The sequence below is a fragment of the Variovorax sp. 278MFTsu5.1 genome (assembly GCF_048305045.1).
Lineage (GTDB): Bacteria > Pseudomonadota > Gammaproteobacteria > Burkholderiales > Burkholderiaceae_C > Variovorax > Variovorax guangxiensis.
Genome location: NZ_CP157622.1, coordinates 336986 through 358790 on the forward strand (window position 1 = coordinate 336986; position 21805 = coordinate 358790).

Below are 21805 nucleotides of genomic sequence, written 5' to 3' on the forward strand. Positions count from 1 at the left end.
AAGAGACATCCAGTGCAATGGCAATGGTCAGACATCGTCTTCGCGCTCGTGGGCGTGATCTGCTTCGTCGTGGTGACCCGCTGGACGGTCCGCATGGAGCGCAACGGCAAGATCGCGATCGTCGCGCATGGCAAGGAAGAAGAAGACTGGGAGAAGCTGCGCGAGACCGGGCAGCGCACCGAAGCCGACATCCTGGCCGTGGGGCGCCCTGGCAACCGGCTGGTCACGTGGCGCAATGATTCGCCGGACATGGCGGTCGTCGAACTCCTGATTGCCTTCACGGACACCCAGGGTGTGGCCCATGAGGTGCTGCTGCGGACCTTCATCGATGAAGACCTGATCGCCAATTTCAGCGGAGGGCGGAAGCTGCCGATCGTCTACTCGAGCGACACCCCGCCCGTCGTCGCCATCGACAGGGAGCGCACGCAAGTCGAAGTTCCCTACAGCCTGCATCCATGAAGATCATCAAACCGCTTCGATTGGGCATGCTGACCCGCCCGTTCAAGAAAGACCAGCGCAACTGGCTCGCCGTGACTGCCTTGGCCATGACCGACGCCCTGGACAGCGACGCCCGGATCATTCCCGAGGCCCGGTGCTGGCAGACGTTCGCGGACGAGTTGGGCGGCGAGATCGCCTTCGACCTCGGCATGCCGAAGGTGAAGCAGGAGTTCCTCGTCACCGGCATTGCCTACACGCGCCACCAGCAGGACAAGACGCAGTGCGCGGTCAACGCGCGCGTCGGGCGCCTGCAGAAGAACCTGCTGGTGTTCGGCGACCGCTTCTGGATCGACGGCCGGGCCAGTGCGCCGCAGCCCTTCGATTCGCGTCGCATTGATTGGCATGGTGCATTCGGGGGGCCGGGCTTTGCCGAGAACCCGGCGGGGATCGGGCACGACGATGAAATCGTCCATGGCGTGCGTGCGCGCCGGCTGCCGAACATCGAATATCCCGATGCACGGCTGCACCGGCCGGGCGATGTGGTCGAGCCTGCCGGAATGGGGCCGGTGGACCTCCAGCGGCCTTCTCGGTCGTCCCGGCTCGGCAGCGCATATGACGACCATTGGAAGAACGAGCTGTTTCCCGGTTTCGCGCGCGACATGGATTGGCACTACTTCAACGCCGCGCCGCGCGACCAGTGGCTCATGCCTGGGGAAGACGAGCTCGCGGGAGCAGATTTCGAGATATGGAACATGCACCCTGAGCAGGTCGTGCTGCGGGGGCGGGTACCGCAGTGGCGCGCTCGCTGCGTCGTCGTACGCGGCCCCATCCACAGCGTCGAGCTGTCGGAGGGAACGTTCGATGAGGTGCCGATGCAATTGAGCACGGCCTGGTTCTTTCCGCATCTCGGGCGCATGGCGCTCATCTACCACGGCGTCACGCCCGTCGAGGAGGACGATGCCGCCGACGTCACGCACGCGATGATCGCGCTGGAGGATGGCCGGGGCGAGCCGCGTGGCCTGGCGGACTACCGGGAGGTGCTGTCGCTGCGCTGCGAGTCGGAAGACCGGGCCATCTACGGCCTGCTCGACGAGCAGTTGATGCCCGAGGCGCTGATGGGCGCATGGCCGGAGCTGGACGAAGTGGCCGAGGAATCTCCTCTGCGGCGCAACATGAAGACCCGCGCCGCACAGCAGCAGGCCGAGATGGAAACCGCGTTCAAGTCGTACGGCCTGGGCCAGGGCCGTGCGCCGCTGCCCGACTCGCCGCTCGAGAAGACGCCGACCCTGCGCGAACTGCCTGCCTATATCAAGCAGGCCAAGGCAATGGCTGGTGCCGCCCAGCACAAGATCGACGAGGCGCGCAAGACCCTCGAGGAAGCGGCCGCCGCGAACGCGGTGCACTCGCGCAAGGCCGGATTCGATACCTCCACCTTTTTCCAGCAAGGCGAAGAGACCGGCCTGAAGGGGCCGCCCAAGCTGGACATGTGGCCACGCATCGAGGCCATGGCGCGGCGGGTGCAGCCCGGGGGCTTTTCACCATCCCCCGAGCAGATGGCCGAGATGCGCGCGATGATCGATTCTTCGGGACAGCAACTGCTCGAGAACTATCGCCACACGGCACATTTCCAGGATGCTGCCGACCCGATGACCGCGGAACAGTCCGCACAGGCACGGGCCGAAGTCATGCGCATCATGGCCGGCACGCGCGACCTTTCCGGGCTTGACCTGACAGGGGCCGATCTCTCGGGCATGGATCTGCGCGGTGCGCGCTGGCATCGTGCGCTGCTGGAGCGTGTGGACTTCACCGGCAGCACGCTGGACGCCGGCGATTTCCACGACGCCGTGCTCGCGCGTGCGCTCCTGCTTCGCACGTCGATGCGCGAGGTGAATCTCGAGCTTGCCAACCTGGCGATGACGCAATGCGAGGACGCCGATTTCAACGGTGCGCGCTTCAAGTCGACGATCGTGGCCGCCATGTCCGCCACGCGATGCGATTTCACCGGCGTGCGCATGCGGGATCTCGACTTCGAGAACGTTTCCATGGCGCAATGCAGTTTCGCGCGCGCCAATCTTCAGAACCTGGACTTCACAGAGGAAAGCACCCTGCACGGCCTCCGCTTTGAAGGCGCGCGCCTCGTCAAGCTGGCGTGGATCGAATGCACTGTGTCCGACCTGGACTTTTCGGGCGCCGAACTCGACACCTGCGACTGGACCGACACCGGCTGCACCGGTGGCCTTGACTTTTCCGATGCCCGTATGACCACGACCTGTTTCGTCGGGCGCAGCAATTTGCGCAAGGCTGATTTCCAGGGCGCCGTCCTGATCGAATGCAACCTGAGCGACGCACTGCTCGACGAAGCGGACTTTCGCGATGCCCGCCTGGACAATACCGATTTCAGCGACGCCTCCATGCGTGGGGCGAAGCTCTCAGGTGCCGATGCGGGCGGTTCCACGTTCACCCGTGCCGACCTCACCGCGGCCTCGTTCGTGGATGCGAGTCTGATCGACGCCGACCTGGAAAAGTCCATCCTGGTAGCGTCCGATTTCCACCGTGCAAACCTCTTCAGGGCCGATCTTTCGCAGTGCCTGATAGACGAAGCCACGCGCTTCGACGGAGCCTACACTGAACAGGTCATCACCACACCCCGGCGCCAAGTGAAGGACAGCGGGCAATGACGCCGAGAGACGTGCAGATGCTGATCCAAAGCGGCCGCGAGCTTCATGGCCTGCGCTTGCAGGGCATGGATTTTCGCGGGCTGAACCTGTCGGGAGCGATCATGGCCGACACCGACCTCAGCGGTGCCGATCTGTCGGGTGCGCAGTTGAACGGCAGCATGTTCGTCGATTGCCTTTGGTCCGGCGCCGTGTTCGAGCATGCGAAGCTCGATCAATGCGCCGTTCGAGGCGGCGACGCAACAGGCGTGCGAATGAGCGGCGCGTCGATGAGCGACGCCAGCTTTCATGGCATCGCGTTGTCGGCCTCGAACTTCGACAATGTGCAAGCCGGTGCGCTCAGCTTCTCCGAGTGCGACCTGAGCGGAGCCTCTTTCAAGAACATCGGTTCGCAGATGCTGGTGTTCTACGAAGGCATGCTGGATCGCACGGATTTTTCGGGCAGCCTGCTTTTCCAGACCACGTTCTACCAATCGGACCTGCGAACCTCGATCTTCGATGGGTGCCGCTTCGACAAGACCATCTTCACGGAGTCGAATCTCTCGGGCAGATCGTTGAAGGGACTGGCGTTCGCAACCTGCCAGTTCACGGACGCATTGCTGCACGGCTGCGATTTCGACGGGGCGACGCTGCACCGGTGCAACTTCAAGGGCGCGAAGCTGGAAGGTGCGTCGCTGCGCGGCGCGGTTGCGTCCCAATGCGTGTTCGCATCCGCGGACATGAACGGCGTGCCTTGCAACGGCAGCGACTTCAGCCAGAGCGTGTGGGCCGATGCGCAATTGCGCAAGACCGATTTCTCGGGCGCGAACCTCGAACAGTGCGTGTTCCACCGGGCGCGCTGCGAGGGGGCCGTCTTCGACGGCGCGCAACTCGCGTACGCCGACTTCTCCTATGCAGACCTGCGCGAGGCCGACTTCCGCAACGCAACCCTGATGCGCACGCGTGTGCATCGCACGCTGCTCGAGGGCACTCAGTTTTCCGACCGAGGAGGACTGTTGCAGAACGACTCCGCATTGTTCGCGGCCGAGGAGTTTTCCGCGCGCCGCCCCAGACACCGTGACCAGCACGGCCCGCGAGGGCGGCCCGCATGAGTCTCTAACCACGAGGAGATTTGCCATGATCACGCACCCGACCCATGCCAGCACCACCGCCCATCATGTGCCGGCCGAAGCGGCGCGCACTCCCGCTTCGGGTGGTGTCGTCAATGCCCTGGGCATTGTCACGGCCATTCTGCCCGGCGGCATTCACACCGTGGAAAGCGAGGGCCGGACCTTGCGCTGCATGCGTGCCGCGAGCTGCCTGCTGCGACCTGAGATCGGCGACACCGTGCTCGTGAGCGGACCGGACCAACGGCGGCTTTACCTGACGGCGGTGGCCGAGCAGGCCAACGCCGGCGCTGCGCACATCGACGTGCAGGGAGACCTCACGCTTGCTTCGGAGCGCGGTGCCGTCAGCGTGCACAGCGCTAAACAGCTCACCCTGGCGGGGCGAGATGCCCTGAACCTGGGCACCTCGCAACTGAACGTCAATGCGCAAACGGCCGAATGCCAGATCGGCAGAACGACCTACCGTGGCGAGGAAGTCCTGGCCACGGTGATGAGCTTTCGCGTCGTCGGCCGGGTATACGAGGCGGTCGTCGACCGGCTGGTGCAACTGAGCAAGACGGCCTTTCGCATGACCGAAAGTGTGGACCAGGTGCGTGCGGGGCAGATCGACTACCAGGCGAGCGAGATGGCACGCGTGCATGGCCGCAATACCGTGGTCACCGCCAAGGATCTGATCAAGGCGGATGCCAAGCAGATCCACATGGGATGATTTTTACGTTTTCTTCAACCTGAGGAGGTAGCAGATGTTTTTCGATTGCCAAGGTCCCGGCATGTGCTTTGCGATTCCCGATATCTGCAAGACGCCGATTACGCCTTTTCCGCACGTGGACTTCTGTTTCGAGTTCATGGCGATTCCCAATGTCACCAACATCCTGTGGTGCTGCATGCCGGCGCACAACAAGAAGACCAAGGTCCCGCTGACGCTCGGCGACTTTGCCGGTATTGGCCTGGGCGTGCGCTATCCGAATGTGATGGGCCCGGAGCAGAAGATCATGGGCTCGCGCACCTTCCTGATCAAGGGCGGGCACGCCACGCGGGTGACCAATCCCACGAAGCAGAACGGCAACAACGCCAGGGGCCTGCTGCTCGTGCCGCCTCAGTTGAAGGCTGTGAACCTGTGCGCTTGAGGAGCCCCTAGGCTACCGGTGCGCGTGGCGCCGACACTGGAGCTGGCGTCACCGCCCCCGCCAGCGTCACCTGCTGCGGAAACCCCACCCACACCGCCAGCGCCGAGTAGTTGTCCTGCGAATCATCGGCCTTGGCTTCAGCCGCCCGGCGGATCAGTGCCAGCCATTCCTCCGCGCTGTCGGCCAGCTGCAGCGAGCGCTCCATCACCTGCTGCGAGATCAGCTGCCAAAGCCCATCGGTACAAAGCAGGAATGCATCACCATCGGCCAGCCGCTGCGGCGCGGTGATGGTGGCTTCGGCGGTCGCGCGCGCGCCGAGCGCGCGGTACAGCAGATTGGTTTTCACCAGCCGCTCGCCGCCGTTCTGATGGCTCGCGGCCGCATCGCCCGAGCGTTCCGACAGGCTGTGGTCCTCCGTGCGCTGCATCAGTGCGCCGCGGCGGAACCAGTAGAGGCGGCTGTCGCCCACGTGCGCCCAGCAGGCCTGGTTGGTGATGCGGTCGACGAACAGCGACACGAAGGTCGCGCTCATGCGGCTCTGCTCGGTCAGCTCGCGCTGCTTGGCAAGGATGGCGTCGTTCGCCGCCTTCACGCAGCGCTGGATGTTGTCGGCCGCCAGCGAGGGCGCAGCGACGAAGGTGTCGAGTGCGGTGTCGACCGCGATGCGCGAGGCCAGCTCGCCGCCCGCGTTGCCGCCGACACCGTCGCTCACCACGAAGCAGCCGTTGCGTTCGTCGAGGTGGTAGCCGATGGCGTCCTGGTTGCCGCTGCGCTCGCCGACGCAGGAGAACTGCGAGGTCGAGATCGGCACGGCGAACGAGGAGGAGGACGAGGAAGAGCGTGTGGCTTCAAGCACGGCGCATCTCCTTCAGCCGTTCCATCTCCTTGTCGTAGGCCTGCTGGAAGGCCCGGCCGAACACGGCCTGGAAGTCGTCCTCGACGGCCGCCGTGGTCTCGGTGTGCAGCTGCTGCAGCTCGCGCCACAGGCGCGCTTCGCGGCCGCCAGGCAGCAGCTTCTCGCCGAGGCTGCCGTCGTGAGGGGTGTCGCGGCTGAGAGCGGCGGGGTCGAAGCGCTTGAGCAGCGTGAGCAGCGCGGCGCGCATGCCCGCGACCATGCCGAGCTGGTGCGACTGCAGGTCGCCGAGCGCGTCGTGCACGGCGGCCTCGGGCGGCAGGAAGCCGGGCATGCGCGCACCGAACATCTGCATCAGCACGGCGCGGCCATTGGGCAGGATCTTGAAGGGGTTGTTCTCCTCGTCCACGATCATCGTGATCTCGGCGCGCACTTCGCGCTTGAGCATGGCGCGCGAAGACAGCAGTTCGATGGTGCCGTCGGTGAAGGCACGCATGATGCGGCCGAGCCGCTGCATGGCTTCGATGTCGAGCGGCTGCTGGCCGGCGACTTCCGGAACGCCGGCGCCCTCGAGGAAAGCCCTGAAGAGGGCTTCCGATGACGACGATGGAAGCGCTGCTGTCCCGGGCTGCGGCGTGCTTGCTGGCGAGGGTGCTGACGTCGCCGCTTCGGGTGCCGGGACAGGTTCTGCCACCGGCGGCGGCTCCGTAAAGAGGGGCGGCTCGAGTCTTGTCTCCTGCATCACGGGCGCAGGCGGTGGCGCGGGAGGAGAGGGCGGCGGAGGTGGTGGGGGCGGAACCGGCGCGGGCGGAGGCGGGGGTGGAGGCGAGGGAGGCGGGGGAGGCGGGGGCGTTGCTTCCACTCGCGGCGGCTCGACGACAGGTGCCGGCGCAGGTGCCGGCATCGCCACCGGATTCGGCGGACGGAACTGCGCCGCCACTTCGCGCGCATGGTTCGAATGGCTGTAGCCCGGTGTGGCCGGCCTGTTGTTGTGCAGCAGGTCGACCGCCGGGTGCGTGTCGCCCGGCAGCAGCGGATCGGTATGGGGCAGTGCCGTGGGGCGCGGGTCGGAGAGCGGCGAATGCGCGCTCTCGTCGGACGCGAAGAAGGACAGTGGATCGACGCCGCGCTTGAGCGCAACGTCGGACATGTCCCTGGTCGCGTCGGGATTCAGCTCGGCGAGCGGGTCGACCGGATTGCGGCGTGCCTGCGACGGCAGCTCGAAGGGCTCGTGCGCCATCGGGTCGGGCATCGGCGCGGGCGTTGTGTCGACACGGCGCGGTGCGTTGGCGAGGATGGCGTCCCAGTCGGCCGCGGAGGGCATCTGCGACGAACTGGCGTTCGTGCCCTGGCTCTGCGTGGGCGGAGTCGATTGCGAAAGCGTCGCCCAGGGATCGGGCTGAGGCGCGGGCGCGGGCGCGGGCGCAGGCGGCTGCTGGTATTGCTGCTGCAGCGGTGGAACAAAAGCCGGGCTGGGTGGCGACGGGGCGAAAGCAGCAGGTGGCGGCGGCGCCGGCACCGCCTGGCGCGGCGGCGATGGCATTGCCACCGTGGGCTGCGTGTCTCCGATGGGCAGGGCCCCTTCGCCGAACAGGTCGGCGAAGACGTCGGATGCGCCGGAAGACGGAAGCAGCGCGTCGATGGGGCCTGCTGCCGATATCGGTGGCGCGGCCATCGGCGGCGGTGGCATGTACTGAGCCGGCGCCGCTGCCGGTGGCGGGGGAAAGGGCGGGGATGGTGGTGCAACAGGGCGCGCGGCATGCTGAGCGCTAGAGGCCTCCAGCACATAGCTGCCGATCGTCACCCGGTCGCCATCGGCCACGCGCGATTCCTGCTCGTGCGCGAGCGGGCGTCCGTTCACGCTGATGGGCAGCACCGCGCTCATGTTGCGCAGCACCGCGGCGCCGTCGTCGTCGAAGCGCACGGTGGCCTGCAGGCGCGAGATCTGGCGCTGCTCGTCAGGCAGCACAAGATTGTTGTCGGGGCTGCGTCCGATCGTTCCTCCGGGCGCGGCGAGCAATGCCGAGGGGCCCGTGGCCACCGGCCTGCCTGCGTGTTCGATCACTGTCCAACGCATGGCTTCTCCGTGTTGGTCTTCTCGCGCCGCAGTGCCGGTGCGGCCGCGATGTTCTTCATCAACGCTTCATTCGCTTGGCGGCCTCGAACGCGGGGCCCCACACCGGATGCTTGCGCTCCGCCACGTTGAGCTCGAAGGTCGGGAACGCATCGAGGATCTTGCGGAACTGCAGCCGGCATTCGGGGATCTGGTTGGCCACGCAGTAGCTGAAGGCCTCGAGCTTCATCGCATCGAGGCGTGTGGCCGGCTCCGCGGCTTCGAACACCGAGACGCCGCCGCTCTTGAGCGTGCTGAGTGCCTTGGCATAGTCGCCTTCGTCATACGCCTGTTGCGCCTTCTCGAGCGTGGTGCGCGCCACTTGCTGGCTCAGTCGTTCGGGTTGGGGCGCGGGCTCCGGCGGCGGTGTGGTCGTGCAACCGGCGACCGCAAGAAGAGCTAACGCCAGAGCAGGCAGACATGACTTCAATCTTCTCTCCTACCTTGCAAAGGGCAATGAAAAGGCAATGCTTGAGATAGTGTGCCGCTCAGTCGCGACATGCACGCCATGCGCCATCGTAAGGGCGCATGACTTCGATAATATAAGCCGCGAACCCTCGGGAGATTTCAATGCATCGACGAAGCTTGCTACAAGGCGCACTCGCAACCACACCGTTGTTTGCGGGCCTCATCAGCGGATGCGCATCGACGGCCAAGTCAATGCCCACGCCCTACGCCGTCACCATCAGGATCGACGACGGCGTCAATCCGGACGGGCGAGGACAAGCCGCTCCCATCCTGGTGAAAGTCTTCGAATTGAAATCTTCCGGTAACTTCGAGACAGCAGACTACTTCGCATTACAAGACCGTGACAGGGAAACGCTGAGCACGGAACTGGTCAACGCCGACCAGGCAATCATGCGCAGCGGCGAGGAGCGGGTGTTCAAGCGCGAGGCCGGTCTGGACTCGCGCGCCATAGGCATCATCGCCGGTTATCGCAAGCTGGAGGCCGCTCGCTGGCGCATCGTGCTGCCGCTGAAGGAGCCCAAGCAAACCAACCTGTACAAGGTGTGGCAGTTCTCGCCGAGCGAGCAGGCCGTGCATGTCGCTGTGCGCAAGACAGGCATAGAGCTGCTACCAAGTCGTTAACTTTGGACCGAAGGTATTGATTCGCTAGTACCAAAGTGCGAGAAATTCATAAGCGAAATGCGGTGCAAAACGTAAGACTCGACGTGTAGCATCGAGAGCAAAACAAGTGGACCGGGAGGCCGCTCTCCAGCGCATCTCCCGCTCCGGCGTGAGCACTCCCCAGGAGGACTTTTTGGTGACAGTTCGCAATCGGGGCGCCGCAAAGAACGGCGCTCATCCGCAGGCATTGGCGAATCGCGTTGTGTGGTCCGAGGGCATGTACCTGCGCCCGCAGCACTTCCAGCAAATGGAACGCTATGTCGAGCAGTACGTGACCCGGCGCACCGCGGGCCTGCAAGGCGCCTACTGGGGCTGGCTGCACCTGGACATCGATCGCGACGCCTACGCGCTGGGCCGCGTGTCGCTGCTCGGCGGCGCCGGCGTGATGCCCGACGGCACGCCCTTCTCGTTCGGCGCCGAAGACGCGCCGCTTCCTTATGAAGTGCCCAGCGATCTCACCGACGAACTCATCGTTCTCGCGCTGCCCTTGCGCAGGCCCGGCAGCGAGGAAGTCATCTTTTCGGAAGACGAAGGCTCCGCCGCGCGCTTCGGCGTGATCGAACGCGAGGTGAACGACGGCAATGCCGTCGCCTTGGGCCCGGCCGTGCTGCAGCTCGCGTCACCACGCCTGCGCCTTGCCCGTGCGTCTTCCCTCACTGCCGAATGGCAGGCCATCGGCGCGGTCCGCGTGATCGAGCGCCGCACCGACCACAAGCTGGTGGTCGACGCCAACTACATCCCGCCGGTGCTCGACGCCTCCGCGCACGCCATGCTGCGCAGCATGATCGCGGAGCTGCACGGCCTGCTCACGCAGCGCTCGGAGGCACTGGCCTCGCGCCTCTCGCAACCCGGCCGCGGCGGCGTGAGCGAAGTCTCCGACTTCCTGCTGCTCGAACTGGTCAATCGCTATCTCGCGCTCACCTGGCATGCGCAGCAGGCCGTGCAGGTGCACCCCGAGGAGCTCTTCGTCGACTGGCTCAAGCTGGCCTGCCACCTCGCCACGCACACTTCGCCCACGCGCCGTCCGGTGCTGTGGCCGATCTACGACCACGACAACCTCAACGAATGCATACGCCCGCTGCTCGAAGAGCTCCGGCGTTCGCTCTCCGCCGTGCTCGAGCAGAGCGCGATCGCCATCGAGCTCGAGGAGCGCAGCCACGGCGTGCGCGTGGGCCGCATGCCCGACCCGGTGCTGGTGCGCAACGCGGGCTTCGTGCTCGCGGTGCATGCCGACCTGCCGGCCGACGCCATCCAGCAGCGCTTCCCCACGCAGGTGAAGATCGGCTCGGTCGAGCGCATCCGCGACCTCGTGCAGCTGCAGCTGCCGGGGGTGGTGGTGCGTCCGCTGCCGGTGGCGCCGCGGCAGATTCCGTACAACGCGGGCTACCACTATTTCGAACTCGACAAGAGCGGCGACATGTGGCGCCAGCTCGAGAAATCGGGCGGCGTCGCGATGCACCTGGCCGGTGACTTTCCCGGTCTGGCCATGGAGTTCTGGGCCATCCGTCCGTGAGGGACTCTATGAACGGTGTCAACGACATGGCCGTCGGCCCGGGGGGCTTCGTGCCGCCGAACCCGGGTGGCGGCAACGCCGACGTGGGCGGCATGCCCGCCGCGCAGCGCGGACTCGGTGCGCAACCCGACTCCTTCACCGCATGGCATGACGCGCGGCGCCCGCATGCGGGCGACACGGCGCTCGCGGGCAACAACCCGCTGGTGGCCGCGGCCAACCCGCTGCTCGACCTGATCCCGCAGATCCGCGCCACCGGCCACCATCCCGCACCCTCGCAGCTGCGCGAGCACCTCGTCGACGAGGTCCGCCGCTTCGAGACGCGCGCGCAGCAGGCGGGCATCGCGCCCGAGGTGATCATCGGTGCGCGTTATTGCCTGTGCACCGCGGTCGACGAGGCCGCGGCGCTCACGCCGTGGGGCGGCAGCATCTGGTCGTCGCAGAGCCTGCTGGTGATGTTCCACAACGAGACCTGGGGCGGCGAGAAGTTCTTCCAGCTCCTGTCGCGCCTGGTGCAGAACCCGCAGCAGCACCTGCACCTGATCGAGCTCATCTACTTCTGCCTGGCCATGGGCTTCGAGGGGCGCTTCCGCGTCATCGACAACGGCCGCTCGCAGCTCGAGACGCTCAAGCAGCGGCTGCTGCAGATCATCCGGCAGACGCGCGGCGAGATCCCGGTGCCGCTGTCGCCGCACTGGCAGGACGGCAGCGCGCCCGTGCGCCGCTCGCGCAACTGGCTGCCCGTGTGGGCCGTGGGCGCGGTCGCAGCGGTGCTGCTGATGGGCGTGTTCGCCTTCCTCACCTTCAATCTCGCGGGCCACTCCGACGGCGCCTTCGCGGCCGTCAATGCGGTGCGCCTGCCGCAGGCCGAGCGTGCCGTCGTCATGCCGGCGCCGGTGCCGCGCCTGCAGCGCTTCCTCGAGCCTGAAATTCGCGAAGGACTGCTCACCGTGCGCGACGAGGCGGATCGCAGTGTCGTGGTGCTGCGCGGCGACGGCCTCTTCGCCTCGGGTTCCGACCGCGTGCTCGACCGCTACGCGCCGGTGCTCGCGCGCGTGGCCGACGCGCTCAATTCCGTGGAAGGCAATGTGCTGGTCAGCGGCTTCAGCGACGACCAGCCGATCCGCAGCGTGCGCTTCCCCTCCAACTGGCAACTCTCGCAGGCCCGCGCCGACGCGGTGAAGAAGATGATCGCAGCGCGCATTGCGCGGCCCGAGCGCCTGCGCGCCGAAGGCCGCGGTGACGCCGACCCGCTGGTGCCCAACGACTCGCCCGCCAACCGCGCCCGCAACCGCCGCGTCGAGGTGACGCTGCTGGTGGCGCCGGTGGCTCCTGCGCCGCTCGTTGCGCCCGCACCCGCACCTGTGCCCGCACCGCGCTCCGGAGGCACCCGCTGATGCTGCGCGCCATCTTCCGTTTTCTCATCAGCCGCGACCTGTGGGTCTTCCTGGGCCTGGTCGCGCTCGCCTTCCTGATCTGGGTCATCGGCCCGGCCATCGCGGTGGGCCGCTATCGCCCGCTCGAAGACGAGATCGTGCGCATCGTGGTCATCGTGCTGATGTTCACGATCTGGCTCGTGCGCGTCATCTACCGCAAGTGGCGCGAGCGCCGGCTCAACGCGCAGCTGCTCAACCAGCTGCGCACGCCTTCCAAGAGCGAGAAAGAGGCCAAGCCCGAGGACGCGCCCGAGATCAAGGAGCTGCAAAGCGGCTTCACCGACGCCACCAACATCCTGAAGAACATGCGCTTCGGCGCGGATGCCGACGGCAAGCCCGCGAGCCGCTTCTCGCTGTTCGACCGGCAGTACCTGTACCAGTTGCCCTGGTACATCTTCATCGGCGCGCCGGGCTCGGGCAAGACCACCGCGCTGGTCAATTCCGACCTCGACTTCCCCCTGGCCGACCAGCTCGGCAAGGCGGCGGTGCGAGGCATCGGCGGCACGCGCAACTGCGACTGGTGGTTCACCAACGAGGCGGTGCTGATCGACACGGCCGGGCGCTACACCACGCACGAGAGCAACCGCGAGACCGACGAGGGCGAGTGGAAGGGCTTCATCGAGCTGCTGAAGAAGTTCAGGCCGCGCCAGCCGATCAACGGCGCGATCCTAACCATCAGCATCGCCGACCTGCCGCTGGCCGACGACGCACAGCGCGCGCGCCACGCGATGGCGCTGCGCAAGCGGCTGCTGGAGCTGCGCAACGACCTTGGCATCGACTTCCCGGTCTATGTGCTGGTCACCAAGACCGACCTGCTGGCCGGCTTCAACGAGTACTTCGGCTCGCTGGGCCGCGCGGAGCGCCAGCAGGTGTGGGGCTTCACCTTCCCGATCCAGGGCAACCCGGCGAAGGCCGGCAAGGGCAACAAGGGCGCGGCGCCCGTGGGCGGCGACCTGCGCGAGCGCTTCCACCAGGAATACAAGCTGCTGCACCAGCGCCTGGACGAGCGACTGCCCGAGCTGCTGGCGGCCGAGTCCGACCCGATGCGCCGTGCGCAGGCCTACCTGCTGCCGCAGCAGTTCGCGAGCTTCGAGGACATCCTCGGCACCTTCCTGGCCGACGTATTCAACCCCTCGAAGTTCGAGGCCGCGTCGATGCTGCGCGGCGTGTACTTCACCAGCGGCACGCAGGAGGGCACGGCCTTCGACCGCGTGATGGGCGCCATCAAGCGCTACCTGCAGGTCAACGCGCCGCCGGCGCCGCCGCCGGGCCCGGGCAAGAGCTACTTCCTGAAGGAGCTGCTGCAGCAGGTGATCTTCCGCGACGCGGGCGTGGCGGGCACCAACCTGCGCTGGTACCGGCGCAAGCGGGCCATCGACATCGCGGGCTACAGCGTGATCGGCGTGCTGCTGGTGCTGCTGCTGGGAGCCTGCGTGAACAGCTGGCGCAACAACAAGGAGTACGTGGCCGAGGTCGACACCAACGCCAAGGCCTTCAACAAGGCCGCCGCGCGCGGCGAGCTGCCCACGGTGGTCGACACCAGCGGCGACATCGCCAGCTCGCTGCTCATCCTCGACAGGCTGCGCGACCTGCCGAAGTCCAGCCACTTCGACATCGGCGATCCGCCCACCTCCTACCGCTTCGGCCTGTACCAGGGCGAGAAGCTGCAGGCGGCGACCGACGGCGTCTACCAGCGCGCGCTCGAGACCGTGCTGCTGCCGCAGGCCGCGCAGCGCGTGGAGCAGTCGCTGCGCGAGGCCGCGAAGAACGACGCCGAATACAGCTACGAGGCGCTCAAGGCCTACCTCATGCTGTACGACGCCGAGCGCTACGACGCCGACTTCCTGCAGGCCTGGCTGCTCACCGACGTGGACCGCAAGATCGGCGCCTCGCTCACGCGCGAGCAGCGCGCCAACCTGGAGTCGCACCTGAAGGCGCTGTTCTCGGGCCGCGTGGTGACCTCGCCCTTCGCGAAGGACGACAGGCTCATCACGCAGACGCGCGAGCGCCTGGCCGGCGTGCCGCTGGCGCAGCGCTCGTATGCGCGGCTGCGCCGCATCCTGCTGCAGACCAGCCAGCCCAATGCCTTCACCATCGCCGAGGCGGGCGGCGCCGAGTCGGCGCTGGTCATCCGCCGCGCGAGCGGCAAGCCGCTGACCGACGGCATCCCGACGCTCTTCACCTACCGCGGCTACTGGGACATCTTCGACAAGCGCATGGCCGAGACCGCGCTGTCGCTCGAGCAGGAAGACCGCTGGGTGCTGCAGATCCGCGCACCCGGCATCGCCGACATCACCTCGCGCGAGCTGCTGCTGCGCGAGGTGCGCCGGCTCTACCTCACCGACTACATCAAGGTGTGGGACGACTATCTCGTCGACATCCGCCTGGCCGACAGCCGCTCGCTGCTGCAGAGCATCCAGATGACACGCGTGCTCTCGACCGCCGAGTCGCCGATGTCGCGCATCATCCGCGGCGCCGCGCGCGAGACCGACCTGCTGCGCAACCACGACGAGGCCGCGCGCAGCCTGCTCGACCAGGCGCAGAACCGCGTGCAGAGCACGCGCGAGCGCATCGAGCAGCTCATCGGCCAGCCCGACGGCAGCCAGCGCCGCAACACGCGCGTGGACCGCCCCGAGTCGCTGGTGGACAACCACTTCGAGCCGCTGCGCCGCATGGTCACCGCGCCCAAGCAGGGCGGGCAGGCGCCCATCGACGCGACGGCCGCGCTCATCAACGAGCTCTACAACTTCCTCACCGCCACCGACACGGCGCTGCGCAGCGGCAACATCCCGCCGACCAGCGACGCGGTCACCAAGGTGCAGGCAGAGGCGGGGCGCCTGCCGGTGCCCTTCCAGGGCATGCTGAACGACCTCTCGGCCACCGCGTCGTCGAAGGCGGCGGCGGTCACGCGGCAGAACATCGGGCAGAGCGCGGCGGCCAGCATCGGCTCGTTCTGCAACCAGGCCATCGCGGGGCGCTATCCGTTCACGCGAGGCTCCAACCGCGACGTGGCCTCGGGCGACTTCGCGCAGCTGTTCGCGCCGGGCGGGATGATGGACGACTTCTTCCAGAAGAACCTCATCACGCAGGTCGACACCTCGGTCAACCCCTGGACTTTCAAGCGCGGCGTGGACGGCAGTGCCACCGGACGCTCGGCCTACCTCGATTCCTTCCAGAAGGCGCAGGCGATCCGCGACGTGTTCTTCTCGGGCATGGCGGGCGGGCGCACGCCCTCGTTCACCATCGACATCCGGCCCGAGGACATGGACGCGGCGCTCACGCAGTTCACGCTCGACGTCGACGGCCAGACGGTTCGCTACGCCCACGGCCCGCAGGCGCCCAGCACCATCAAGTGGCCGGGCCCGCGCAACAGCAACCAGGTGCGCCTGCAGGTGACCACCGCCAACGGCACGCCGGCCGGCGGCATCGTGACCGAAGGGCCGTGGGCGCTGCACCGGCTCTTCGACAAGGCTTCCATCTCGGCGGGCAGCTCGCCCGAATCCTTCAACGCCAGCTTCGACCTGCAAGGCAAGAAGGTGGTGCTCGCGGTCACCGCCAACAGCGTCTACAACCCGCTGCGCCTGCCGCAGATGAACAGCTTCTCGTGCCCCGGGAAATCATGAACACCCCCAGGCTTCGCGCACTTCGTGTCGCTTCTCCAACCCCCTTGCAGGGGGCAACACCTGCGGCCCGGCAAAGCCGGTTCCGCGGTGTTCCTGGCATATGCCGCGATGTTGTTTCGAGGCATATGCAATGAACAGCAGCATTCCCCCGCAGGCCTGGGTGCCGGTCGACGAGCAGATCGGCTGGTACGGCAAGCTGCCCTCCGCCGGCGACTTCCTCTATCGCCGCATGCCGCGCGAGTTGCAGGCCTGGTGGGACCGCTGGATGCAGAACGGCCTGGGCAGCTTCAAGCGCTGGCCCGACGCGATGACGCGCCACTACGCGGTGGCGCCGGTGTGGAACTTCGCGATTCCCGCCACGCAGGGCGTCGACGCGGTGCAGTTCGGCTGCATCGCACCCAGCTGCGACCGGGTGGGCCGCTACTACCCCGTGTGCATCACCCTGCAGGTGGCCGCGCGCAACTACCGCCCCTCGGTGCTCGAAGGCTCGGCCGAGTGGTACTGGCAGTGCGGCAGCGCGATGCTGCAGGCCATCCGCCACGGCGTGGCACCCGACCAGTTCGACAGCCAGGTGCTGGCGGCCGGCCGCGCGGGCTTCCAGACGGCCAGCGGCGGTTCGGACGACATCCTTTCGATCCTCGGGCCTACGGCCGGTGGCGCCAGCGCCCAGCAGCGCCTGGGCTGGCCAGAGCTTCCACTGTGCTTCGACCCTTTCGGCAGCACCAGCTACTGGTGGACCAACCAGGCCGACGGGTCTCCGTTGCGCACCGCGGCCCATGGCGGCGGGCTCAACACGCCGCTGTTTTCCAAGTTGTTTTCGCAGGGACATGTGCCATGGGCATGAACAAGAAGAGCCATATCGGCCGGCAGGCCCGGAGGGGCCGAGAGGGTCATGGGGGCCGTGAGGGCCATGAGGACCGTGAGGACCATGTGGGCGGCCGTCCCGCAGGAGGAAACGAAGCATGACGACCACGCACGGCATCGGAAGCCCGGCGGCCGACACGCAGGACGAGCGCCCGCATCCCCTGGGCGTGAACCACCGCCTCGACGAGTTCGAGCTGCTCGAGGTGATCGGCGAGGGCGGCTTCGGCATCGTCTACCGCGCCTACGACCACTCCCTGCAGCGCGAAGTCGCCATCAAGGAATACATGCCCGCGATGCTCGCGCGCCGCGTGGGCGACAACAGCGTGCACGTGCGCTCCGAGCGGCTCACGGCCACCTTCCAGGCGGGCCTGCGCAGCTTCATCAACGAGGCGCGCACGCTCGCGCAGTTCAGCCATCCGGCGCTGGTGCGGGTACACCGCTTCTGGGAGGCGAACTCCACCGCCTACATGGCGATCCAGCTCTACAAGGGCCGCACGCTGCGCCGCCTGGCGGAAGACGAGCCCGGCAAGGTCACCGAGCCCTGGCTGCTGGGCATGCTGGGGCCGCTGCTGGGTGCGCTGGAGACGCTGCACCGCAGCCAGTGCTTCCACCGCGACATCGCGCCCGACAACATCTTCATCCAGCAGGACGACCTGCCGGTGCTGCTCGACTTCGGTGCGGCGCGCAAGTCCATCGCCGACCTCGTCGACGAGGTGGCGGTGATGGTGAAGTCGGGCTACTCGCCCATCGAGCAGTACGCCGACGACAACACCCTGCTGCAGGGCGCATGGACCGACCTGTACGCGCTGGGCGCTGTGCTGTACCGCGCGGTCACCGGCCATCCGCCGCCTTCGGCCGTGGTGCGCAGCGTGCAGGATGCCTACGTGCCGCTGTCGTCCATGGGCCGCGACGACCTGAGCCCGGCCTTCTGCGCCGCCATCGACCACACGCTGGCCGTGCACAGCAAGGACCGCACGCAGACCGTGGCCGCCTTCGCCGCCGAGCTCGGGCTGGTGAAGCTGGGCGACATCTACGTGAGCGGCATGGGCGTGCCGGCGGTGATCATTCCCGCCGCGCCCGTTTCGGCCACGCCGCCGCCTCCGCAGCTCACGCCGCAGCAGTTCTCGCCGGTGTCGGCGCCCGCGCCGCTGGAGCCGATGTCGATGCCCATGCCGGTGGCCGCGCCCGAACCGGTGCGCGCTTCCGCGCCGGCGCCCGCACCGCGCGCGGCGCAGGACGAGCGCGACAGCCGCGCCAAGGCCCGCAAAGCCGTGGCTGCCGCGCCCGCGCAGAAACAGAAGCTCAAGCGCCCGCCCTGGGGCATGGTCGGCGTGCTGCTGATCGCGCTCGTCGCCGTGGGCGCGTGGATCGGCCTGCGCCTCACTTCGGGCATGCAGCCGCAGGAGCCCAAGACCGCGATGGTGCCGGTGCCGCCGCCCAGCGATCCGATGTCGACCAGCGCAGCGCCGCCGGCAGCGATGCCGCCTGCGGCCACGACCGGTACCGCCACGCCGCCCGCCACCGACGGCGTGCCGCCGGCCGTGGCCGGCGGTGCCGCGGCGCAGCCCCCGGCCGCGGCGGCCAGCGCGCCCGCAGCATCCACCGGGCCTCTGGCGCCGCTCGAGAACGTTCCGGTCACCACGCCCGGGACTGCGCCGGCGACGCCCGCAACACCGGCCACGCCGCCCGAATCCGCATTGGCCACCGCCGAAGCCGAGGACTGGAACCTCGCGCAGAGCGAGAACACGCGCGAAGGCTACGAGGCCTACCTGCGCCGCTACCGCCGCGGCCTGCACGCCCGGGAGGCGCGCAACGCCATCGCCGAGATCAACCGCGTCTCGCCGCCTTCGGTGCCCGTTGCCCCCGGCACACAGCCGCCCGGAACCACGGTCGCCGGCGCCACGCCCGGCACGCCTGGCGCCACCGCCACTCCGCCCGCGGCGCCCGGCATGGGCCGCGTGCTGTTCAACGTGCGGCCTTGGGGCCAGGTGTTCGTCGACGGCGCCGACCGTGGCGTCAGCCCGCCGCTGAAGTCGCTGTCGCTGCGCCCCGGCATCTACAACATCGAAGTGCGCAACGGCGACCTCGAGGTGTACCGGCAGCGCGTGACGGTGCAGGACAGCAAGTCGGCGCCCGTTGTGAGCCACGAGTTCAAGTAGCCGGATCCTGCGGCCCTGCCGGCTCCGGGCCGCGACCCGCCTCGGGGTTACGTGCGCGAGGCGGGAGCGCGCTCTTGCATATCTCGCTTTAGGCGGCCCCGCGCAACGCCCTTCGATACTGCACCGCCTCCGCCAGGTGCCCGACCTGCACGGCCTGCGACCCGGCCAGGTCCGCGATCGTGCGCGCCACCTTCAGCGCCCGGTGCGTGCTGCGCGCCGACCAGCCGAGCTTGGCGGCCGCGTTGAACATGAACGCGCGCGCCGCGTCGTCGAGTGCCGCATGACGGTCGATGGCTGCGCCTTGCAGCGACTGGTTGGCATGGCCCTGGCGCTGCATCGCGCGCTCGCGCGCGGCGACCACGCGTTCGCGGATGCTGTCGGTCGATTCGCCCGCGGGCGCCTCGAGCAGCAACTGCGCGGACACCGGAGGCACTTCGATGTGCAGGTCGATCCGGTCGAGCAGCGGGCCGCTGAGCTTGCCCTGGTAGCGCGAGACTTGCTCGTGCGTGCAGCGGCAGGGCCTGGATGACGAGCCGAGATAGCCGCAGGGACATGGGTTCATCGCGGCGACGAGCTGGAAGCGCGCCGGGAATTCGGCGCGCCGCGCGGCGCGGGCGATGGTGATGGTGCCGGTCTCCAGCGGCTCGCGCAGCGCTTCGAGGGCGGATCTGGCGAACTCGGGAAATTCGTCGAGAAAAAGGACTCCATGGTGCGCGCGGGAGATTTCACCGGGCCGTGGCGGGGAGCCCCCGCCGACCAGTGCCACCGCGCTCGCCGTATGGTGCGGCGAGCATGTCGGCCGCACCCGCCACCGCTCGGTCGCGAAGCGCCCACCCAGGCTGGCCACGGCCGCGCTCTCCAGTGCCTCGTCGATGTGCATCGACGGCAGCAGCCCCGCGAAGCGCTGGGCGAGCATCGACTTGCCCGAGCCCGGCTCGCCCACCATCAGCAGGCTGTGGCCGCCCGCCGCGGCGATTTCGAGCACGCGCTTGACGCCCGTGTGTCCCTTCACTTCCGCAAGATCGGCGTAGCGGGGCGGGTTCGTGTCGGGCGCGGCCCGGATGCGCGCCCAGCCGTCGTCCGCGGTGTCGGGCAACTGTGAAGCTTCGTCATCGGTGGCCACGAACTGGCGCACCACGTCCAGCAGATGCCTGGCGCCGTACACCTCGCCGCCTGGTACCAGCGCCGCCTCCTGCGCACTTTCCAGGGGCAGCACCAGCCGCGTAGCGACGCCGCGCGTGTGCAGCGCGAGCGCCATGGCCAGCGCGCCGCGCACGGGCCGCAGCTCGCCCGAAAGCGAGAGCTCGCCGGCGAACTCGTGGCCGGCGAGCTTCGCGTTGTCTATCTGGCCGCTGGCCGCGAGGATGCCCAGCGCGATGGGCAGATCGAAACGTCCGGAGTCCTTCGGCAGGTCGGCCGGCGCGAGGTTGACCGTGATGCGCTTGTTGTTGGGGAACTCCAGCCCCGCGTTCTGCAGCGCCGAGCGCACGCGCTCTCGCGCCTCCTTGACCTCGGTCTCGACCAGGCCGACCAGCGTGAAGCTGGGCAGGCCGTTCGCCAGATGCACCTCAACCGTGACACTGGCCGCTTCAAGACCCAGCAAGGCGCGGCTTTGCACCAAAGACAGTCCCATTTCTCTCCCTCTCCCCAAGATGGTGCGCGTTTTTTGAGCATTCCCGCGGTGGTGCGGCGCACCGTGCATCTGCAACCACTCGCAACAGCTGTTGTAACGATTTGGCTCTCAACCGCGCCGCGGACACGGCTGCAAGGCGCGGCATTCGTGCACTTTGGCACGCTCCCTGCTTTGAGCCTTCCGGTCCAACCACACACTTGCGAGGAGTTCCCTGATGACGCACCGTACCGCCGCCCAGGCGCTGATCGTTCTGGCCACCGCATTGACCGCGTCCGGCGCGGCCCTGGCGCAGACTGCAACGACCGACGCCGCAGCAGCGCCTGCGGCAGCTCCCGCCCCGAATCTGACCGGCAACGTGTCCATCACCACGAACTACAAGTTCCGTGGCCAGGACCAGGACATGATCGGCAAGAACGACTACGCCAAGACCAAGGGCTTCAAGCCCGCGATCCAGGGCGGCCTCGACTACGCCTTCGGCGACAGCGGCTTCTACGTGGGCAACTGGAACTCGAGCGTCAACTGGCTCAAGGGCAACAGCATCGAGATGGACGTGTACGGCGGCTACAAGTTCAAGGCCGGCCCGCTGGACATGGACGTCGGTGCGCTCACCTACATCTACCCGGGCAACTCCTCGGGCAACACCACCGAGCTGTACGTCGGCGCCACCTACGCGAACGACAGCTTCGGCTCCTTCACCGCCAAGTACTCGCACACCGTGTCGAAGGATTACTTCGGCTACGCCGGCAACAAGGCCGGCTCGGGCCTGAAGGGCACGAACACGGGCTACCTGAACCTGTCGTACAGCAAGGAGATCGTGCCCAAGGTCACGCTGAAGGCCGCGGTGGGCTTCACCAACATGTCCAGCGACATCCGCAGCCTGGGCTACAAGAGCTACGTCGACTACAACATCGGCGCGAGCTACGACTTCGGCAACGGCCTGTCGCTGACCGGCTCGGTGCAGGGCGCCAACAAGAAGAACTCGTACCTCGCGGTGAGCAACCCGGGCGTCGACTACGGCTTCGGCACCTTCGGCACGACCTACTACTCGCCGAACAAGGCCCGCTTCATCGTCACGCTGACGAAGACGCTGTAAGCCACACAACAACGAGGTGCGGCCCAAGCTGCCGCGCCACTTCATTT

16 protein-coding genes are annotated in these 21805 nt (G+C 67.7%); 12 read left to right on the forward strand and 4 right to left on the reverse strand.

What is annotated here, in order from left to right; all coding sequences use genetic code 11:
- Positions 1-12 precede the first annotated feature (12 nt).
- The 5 genes from ABL844_RS01460 to ABL844_RS01480 are packed head-to-tail and all read left to right on the forward strand — an operon-like array spanning position 13 to position 5346.
- Positions 13-459 carry a hypothetical protein gene (locus ABL844_RS01460; protein ID WP_418130272.1) on the forward strand — a complete coding sequence of 149 codons (447 nt, stop codon included), beginning with the start codon at positions 13-15 and terminating at the stop codon, positions 457-459.
- Positions 456-3116, forward strand: coding sequence for a DUF2169 domain-containing protein (locus tag ABL844_RS01465; RefSeq protein ID WP_418130273.1), 2661 nt, complete (start codon positions 456-458; stop codon positions 3114-3116). The genes ABL844_RS01460 and ABL844_RS01465 overlap by 4 nt, the downstream gene beginning before the upstream one ends.
- A complete protein-coding gene (locus ABL844_RS01470; protein ID WP_418130274.1) occupies positions 3113-4204 on the forward strand; it encodes a pentapeptide repeat-containing protein in 1092 nt (363 codons plus the stop codon). The genes ABL844_RS01465 and ABL844_RS01470 overlap by 4 nt, the downstream gene beginning before the upstream one ends.
- 25 nt (positions 4205-4229) lie before the next feature.
- Positions 4230-4928 carry a DUF3540 domain-containing protein gene (locus ABL844_RS01475; protein ID WP_418130275.1) on the forward strand — a complete coding sequence of 233 codons (699 nt, stop codon included), beginning with the start codon at positions 4230-4232 and terminating at the stop codon, positions 4926-4928.
- A 34-nt stretch (positions 4929-4962) separates the two neighbouring features.
- Complete coding sequence (locus ABL844_RS01480) at positions 4963-5346, forward strand: DUF4150 domain-containing protein (protein ID WP_418130276.1); 384 nt, start codon at positions 4963-4965, stop codon at positions 5344-5346.
- Positions 5347-5353: 7 nt separating this feature from the next.
- On the opposite strand, the gene ABL844_RS01485 is transcribed toward ABL844_RS01480, so the two are convergent.
- From ABL844_RS01485 to ABL844_RS01495, 3 genes are read right to left on the reverse strand one after another with little or no spacing between them, the layout of a single operon-like run.
- Positions 5354-6202, reverse strand: coding sequence for a PP2C family protein-serine/threonine phosphatase (locus ABL844_RS01485; protein WP_418130277.1), 849 nt, complete (start codon positions 6200-6202; stop codon positions 5354-5356).
- Positions 6195-8276, reverse strand: coding sequence for a type VI secretion system-associated FHA domain protein TagH (tagH, locus tag ABL844_RS01490; protein WP_418130278.1), 2082 nt, complete (start codon positions 8274-8276; stop codon positions 6195-6197). Before tagH ends, ABL844_RS01485 begins: the two co-directional genes overlap by 8 nt.
- A gap of 58 nt (positions 8277-8334) precedes the next feature.
- Entirely contained in the window at positions 8335-8634 is a 300-nt protein-coding gene (locus ABL844_RS01495) for a TssQ family T6SS-associated lipoprotein (protein ID WP_311737037.1), read from the reverse strand.
- Positions 8635-8972: 338 nt separating this feature from the next.
- Between ABL844_RS01495 and tssJ the strand changes: the two genes are divergently transcribed.
- The 6 genes from tssJ to ABL844_RS01525 all read left to right on the forward strand — a co-directional run bounded on the left by tssJ (position 8973) and on the right by ABL844_RS01525 (position 19032).
- Positions 8973-9401 carry a type VI secretion system lipoprotein TssJ gene (tssJ, locus tag ABL844_RS01500; RefSeq protein WP_240650660.1) on the forward strand — a complete coding sequence of 143 codons (429 nt, stop codon included), beginning with the start codon at positions 8973-8975 and terminating at the stop codon, positions 9399-9401.
- 256 nt (positions 9402-9657) lie between these two features.
- Complete coding sequence (gene tssK, locus ABL844_RS01505) at positions 9658-10953, forward strand: type VI secretion system baseplate subunit TssK (protein ID WP_240650671.1); 1296 nt, start codon at positions 9658-9660, stop codon at positions 10951-10953.
- 8 nt (positions 10954-10961) lie between these two features.
- The gene (locus ABL844_RS01510) at positions 10962-12347 is read left to right on the forward strand and encodes a DotU family type VI secretion system protein (RefSeq protein ID WP_418130279.1); all 1386 of its coding nucleotides are present in this window, start codon (positions 10962-10964) and stop codon (positions 12345-12347) included.
- Positions 12347-16009, forward strand: a complete 3663-nt coding sequence (gene tssM, locus ABL844_RS01515) for a type VI secretion system membrane subunit TssM (RefSeq protein ID WP_418130280.1) — start codon at positions 12347-12349, stop codon at positions 16007-16009. Before ABL844_RS01510 ends, tssM begins: the two co-directional genes overlap by 1 nt.
- A 130-nt stretch (positions 16010-16139) precedes the next feature.
- Positions 16140-16853 carry a type VI secretion system-associated protein TagF gene (gene tagF / locus ABL844_RS01520; protein WP_126022472.1) on the forward strand — a complete coding sequence of 238 codons (714 nt, stop codon included), beginning with the start codon at positions 16140-16142 and terminating at the stop codon, positions 16851-16853.
- A 118-nt stretch (positions 16854-16971) separates the two neighbouring features.
- Positions 16972-19032, forward strand: a complete 2061-nt coding sequence (locus tag ABL844_RS01525) for a serine/threonine protein kinase (protein ID WP_418130281.1) — start codon at positions 16972-16974, stop codon at positions 19030-19032.
- A gap of 88 nt (positions 19033-19120) precedes the next feature.
- Here the strand turns inward: ABL844_RS01525 and ABL844_RS01530 are convergent, their stop codons facing one another.
- Entirely contained in the window at positions 19121-20665 is a 1545-nt protein-coding gene (locus ABL844_RS01530) for a YifB family Mg chelatase-like AAA ATPase (RefSeq protein ID WP_418130282.1), read from the reverse strand.
- A 214-nt stretch (positions 20666-20879) separates the two neighbouring features.
- Here ABL844_RS01530 and ABL844_RS01535 point away from each other — a divergent pair, with 214 nt between their 5' ends.
- Positions 20880-21758, forward strand: coding sequence for a TorF family putative porin (locus ABL844_RS01535; protein ID WP_418130283.1), 879 nt, complete (start codon positions 20880-20882; stop codon positions 21756-21758).
- Positions 21759-21805: the final 47 nt, after the last annotated feature.

Coding starts and splice junctions, on each gene's coding strand:
- ABL844_RS01465 (WP_418130273.1), top strand. CDS start 456: ATGAAGATCATCAAACCGCTTCGATTGGGCATGCTGACCCGCCCGTTC.
- ABL844_RS01470 (WP_418130274.1), top strand. CDS start 3,113: ATGACGCCGAGAGACGTGCAGATGCTGATCCAAAGCGGCCGCGAGCTT.
- ABL844_RS01475 (WP_418130275.1), top strand. CDS start 4,230: ATGATCACGCACCCGACCCATGCCAGCACCACCGCCCATCATGTGCCG.
- ABL844_RS01480 (WP_418130276.1), top strand. CDS start 4,963: ATGTTTTTCGATTGCCAAGGTCCCGGCATGTGCTTTGCGATTCCCGAT.
- tagH (WP_418130278.1), bottom strand. CDS start 8,276: ATGCGTTGGACAGTGATCGAACACGCAGGCAGGCCGGTGGCCACGGGC.
- tssJ (WP_240650660.1), top strand. CDS start 8,973: ATGCCCACGCCCTACGCCGTCACCATCAGGATCGACGACGGCGTCAAT.
- tssK (WP_240650671.1), top strand. CDS start 9,658: ATGTACCTGCGCCCGCAGCACTTCCAGCAAATGGAACGCTATGTCGAG.
- ABL844_RS01510 (WP_418130279.1), top strand. CDS start 10,962: ATGAACGGTGTCAACGACATGGCCGTCGGCCCGGGGGGCTTCGTGCCG.
- tssM (WP_418130280.1), top strand. CDS start 12,347: ATGCTGCGCGCCATCTTCCGTTTTCTCATCAGCCGCGACCTGTGGGTC.
- tagF (WP_126022472.1), top strand. CDS start 16,140: ATGAACAGCAGCATTCCCCCGCAGGCCTGGGTGCCGGTCGACGAGCAG.
- ABL844_RS01525 (WP_418130281.1), top strand. CDS start 16,972: ATGACGACCACGCACGGCATCGGAAGCCCGGCGGCCGACACGCAGGAC.
- ABL844_RS01530 (WP_418130282.1), bottom strand. CDS start 20,665: ATGGGACTGTCTTTGGTGCAAAGCCGCGCCTTGCTGGGTCTTGAAGCG.
- ABL844_RS01535 (WP_418130283.1), top strand. CDS start 20,880: ATGACGCACCGTACCGCCGCCCAGGCGCTGATCGTTCTGGCCACCGCA.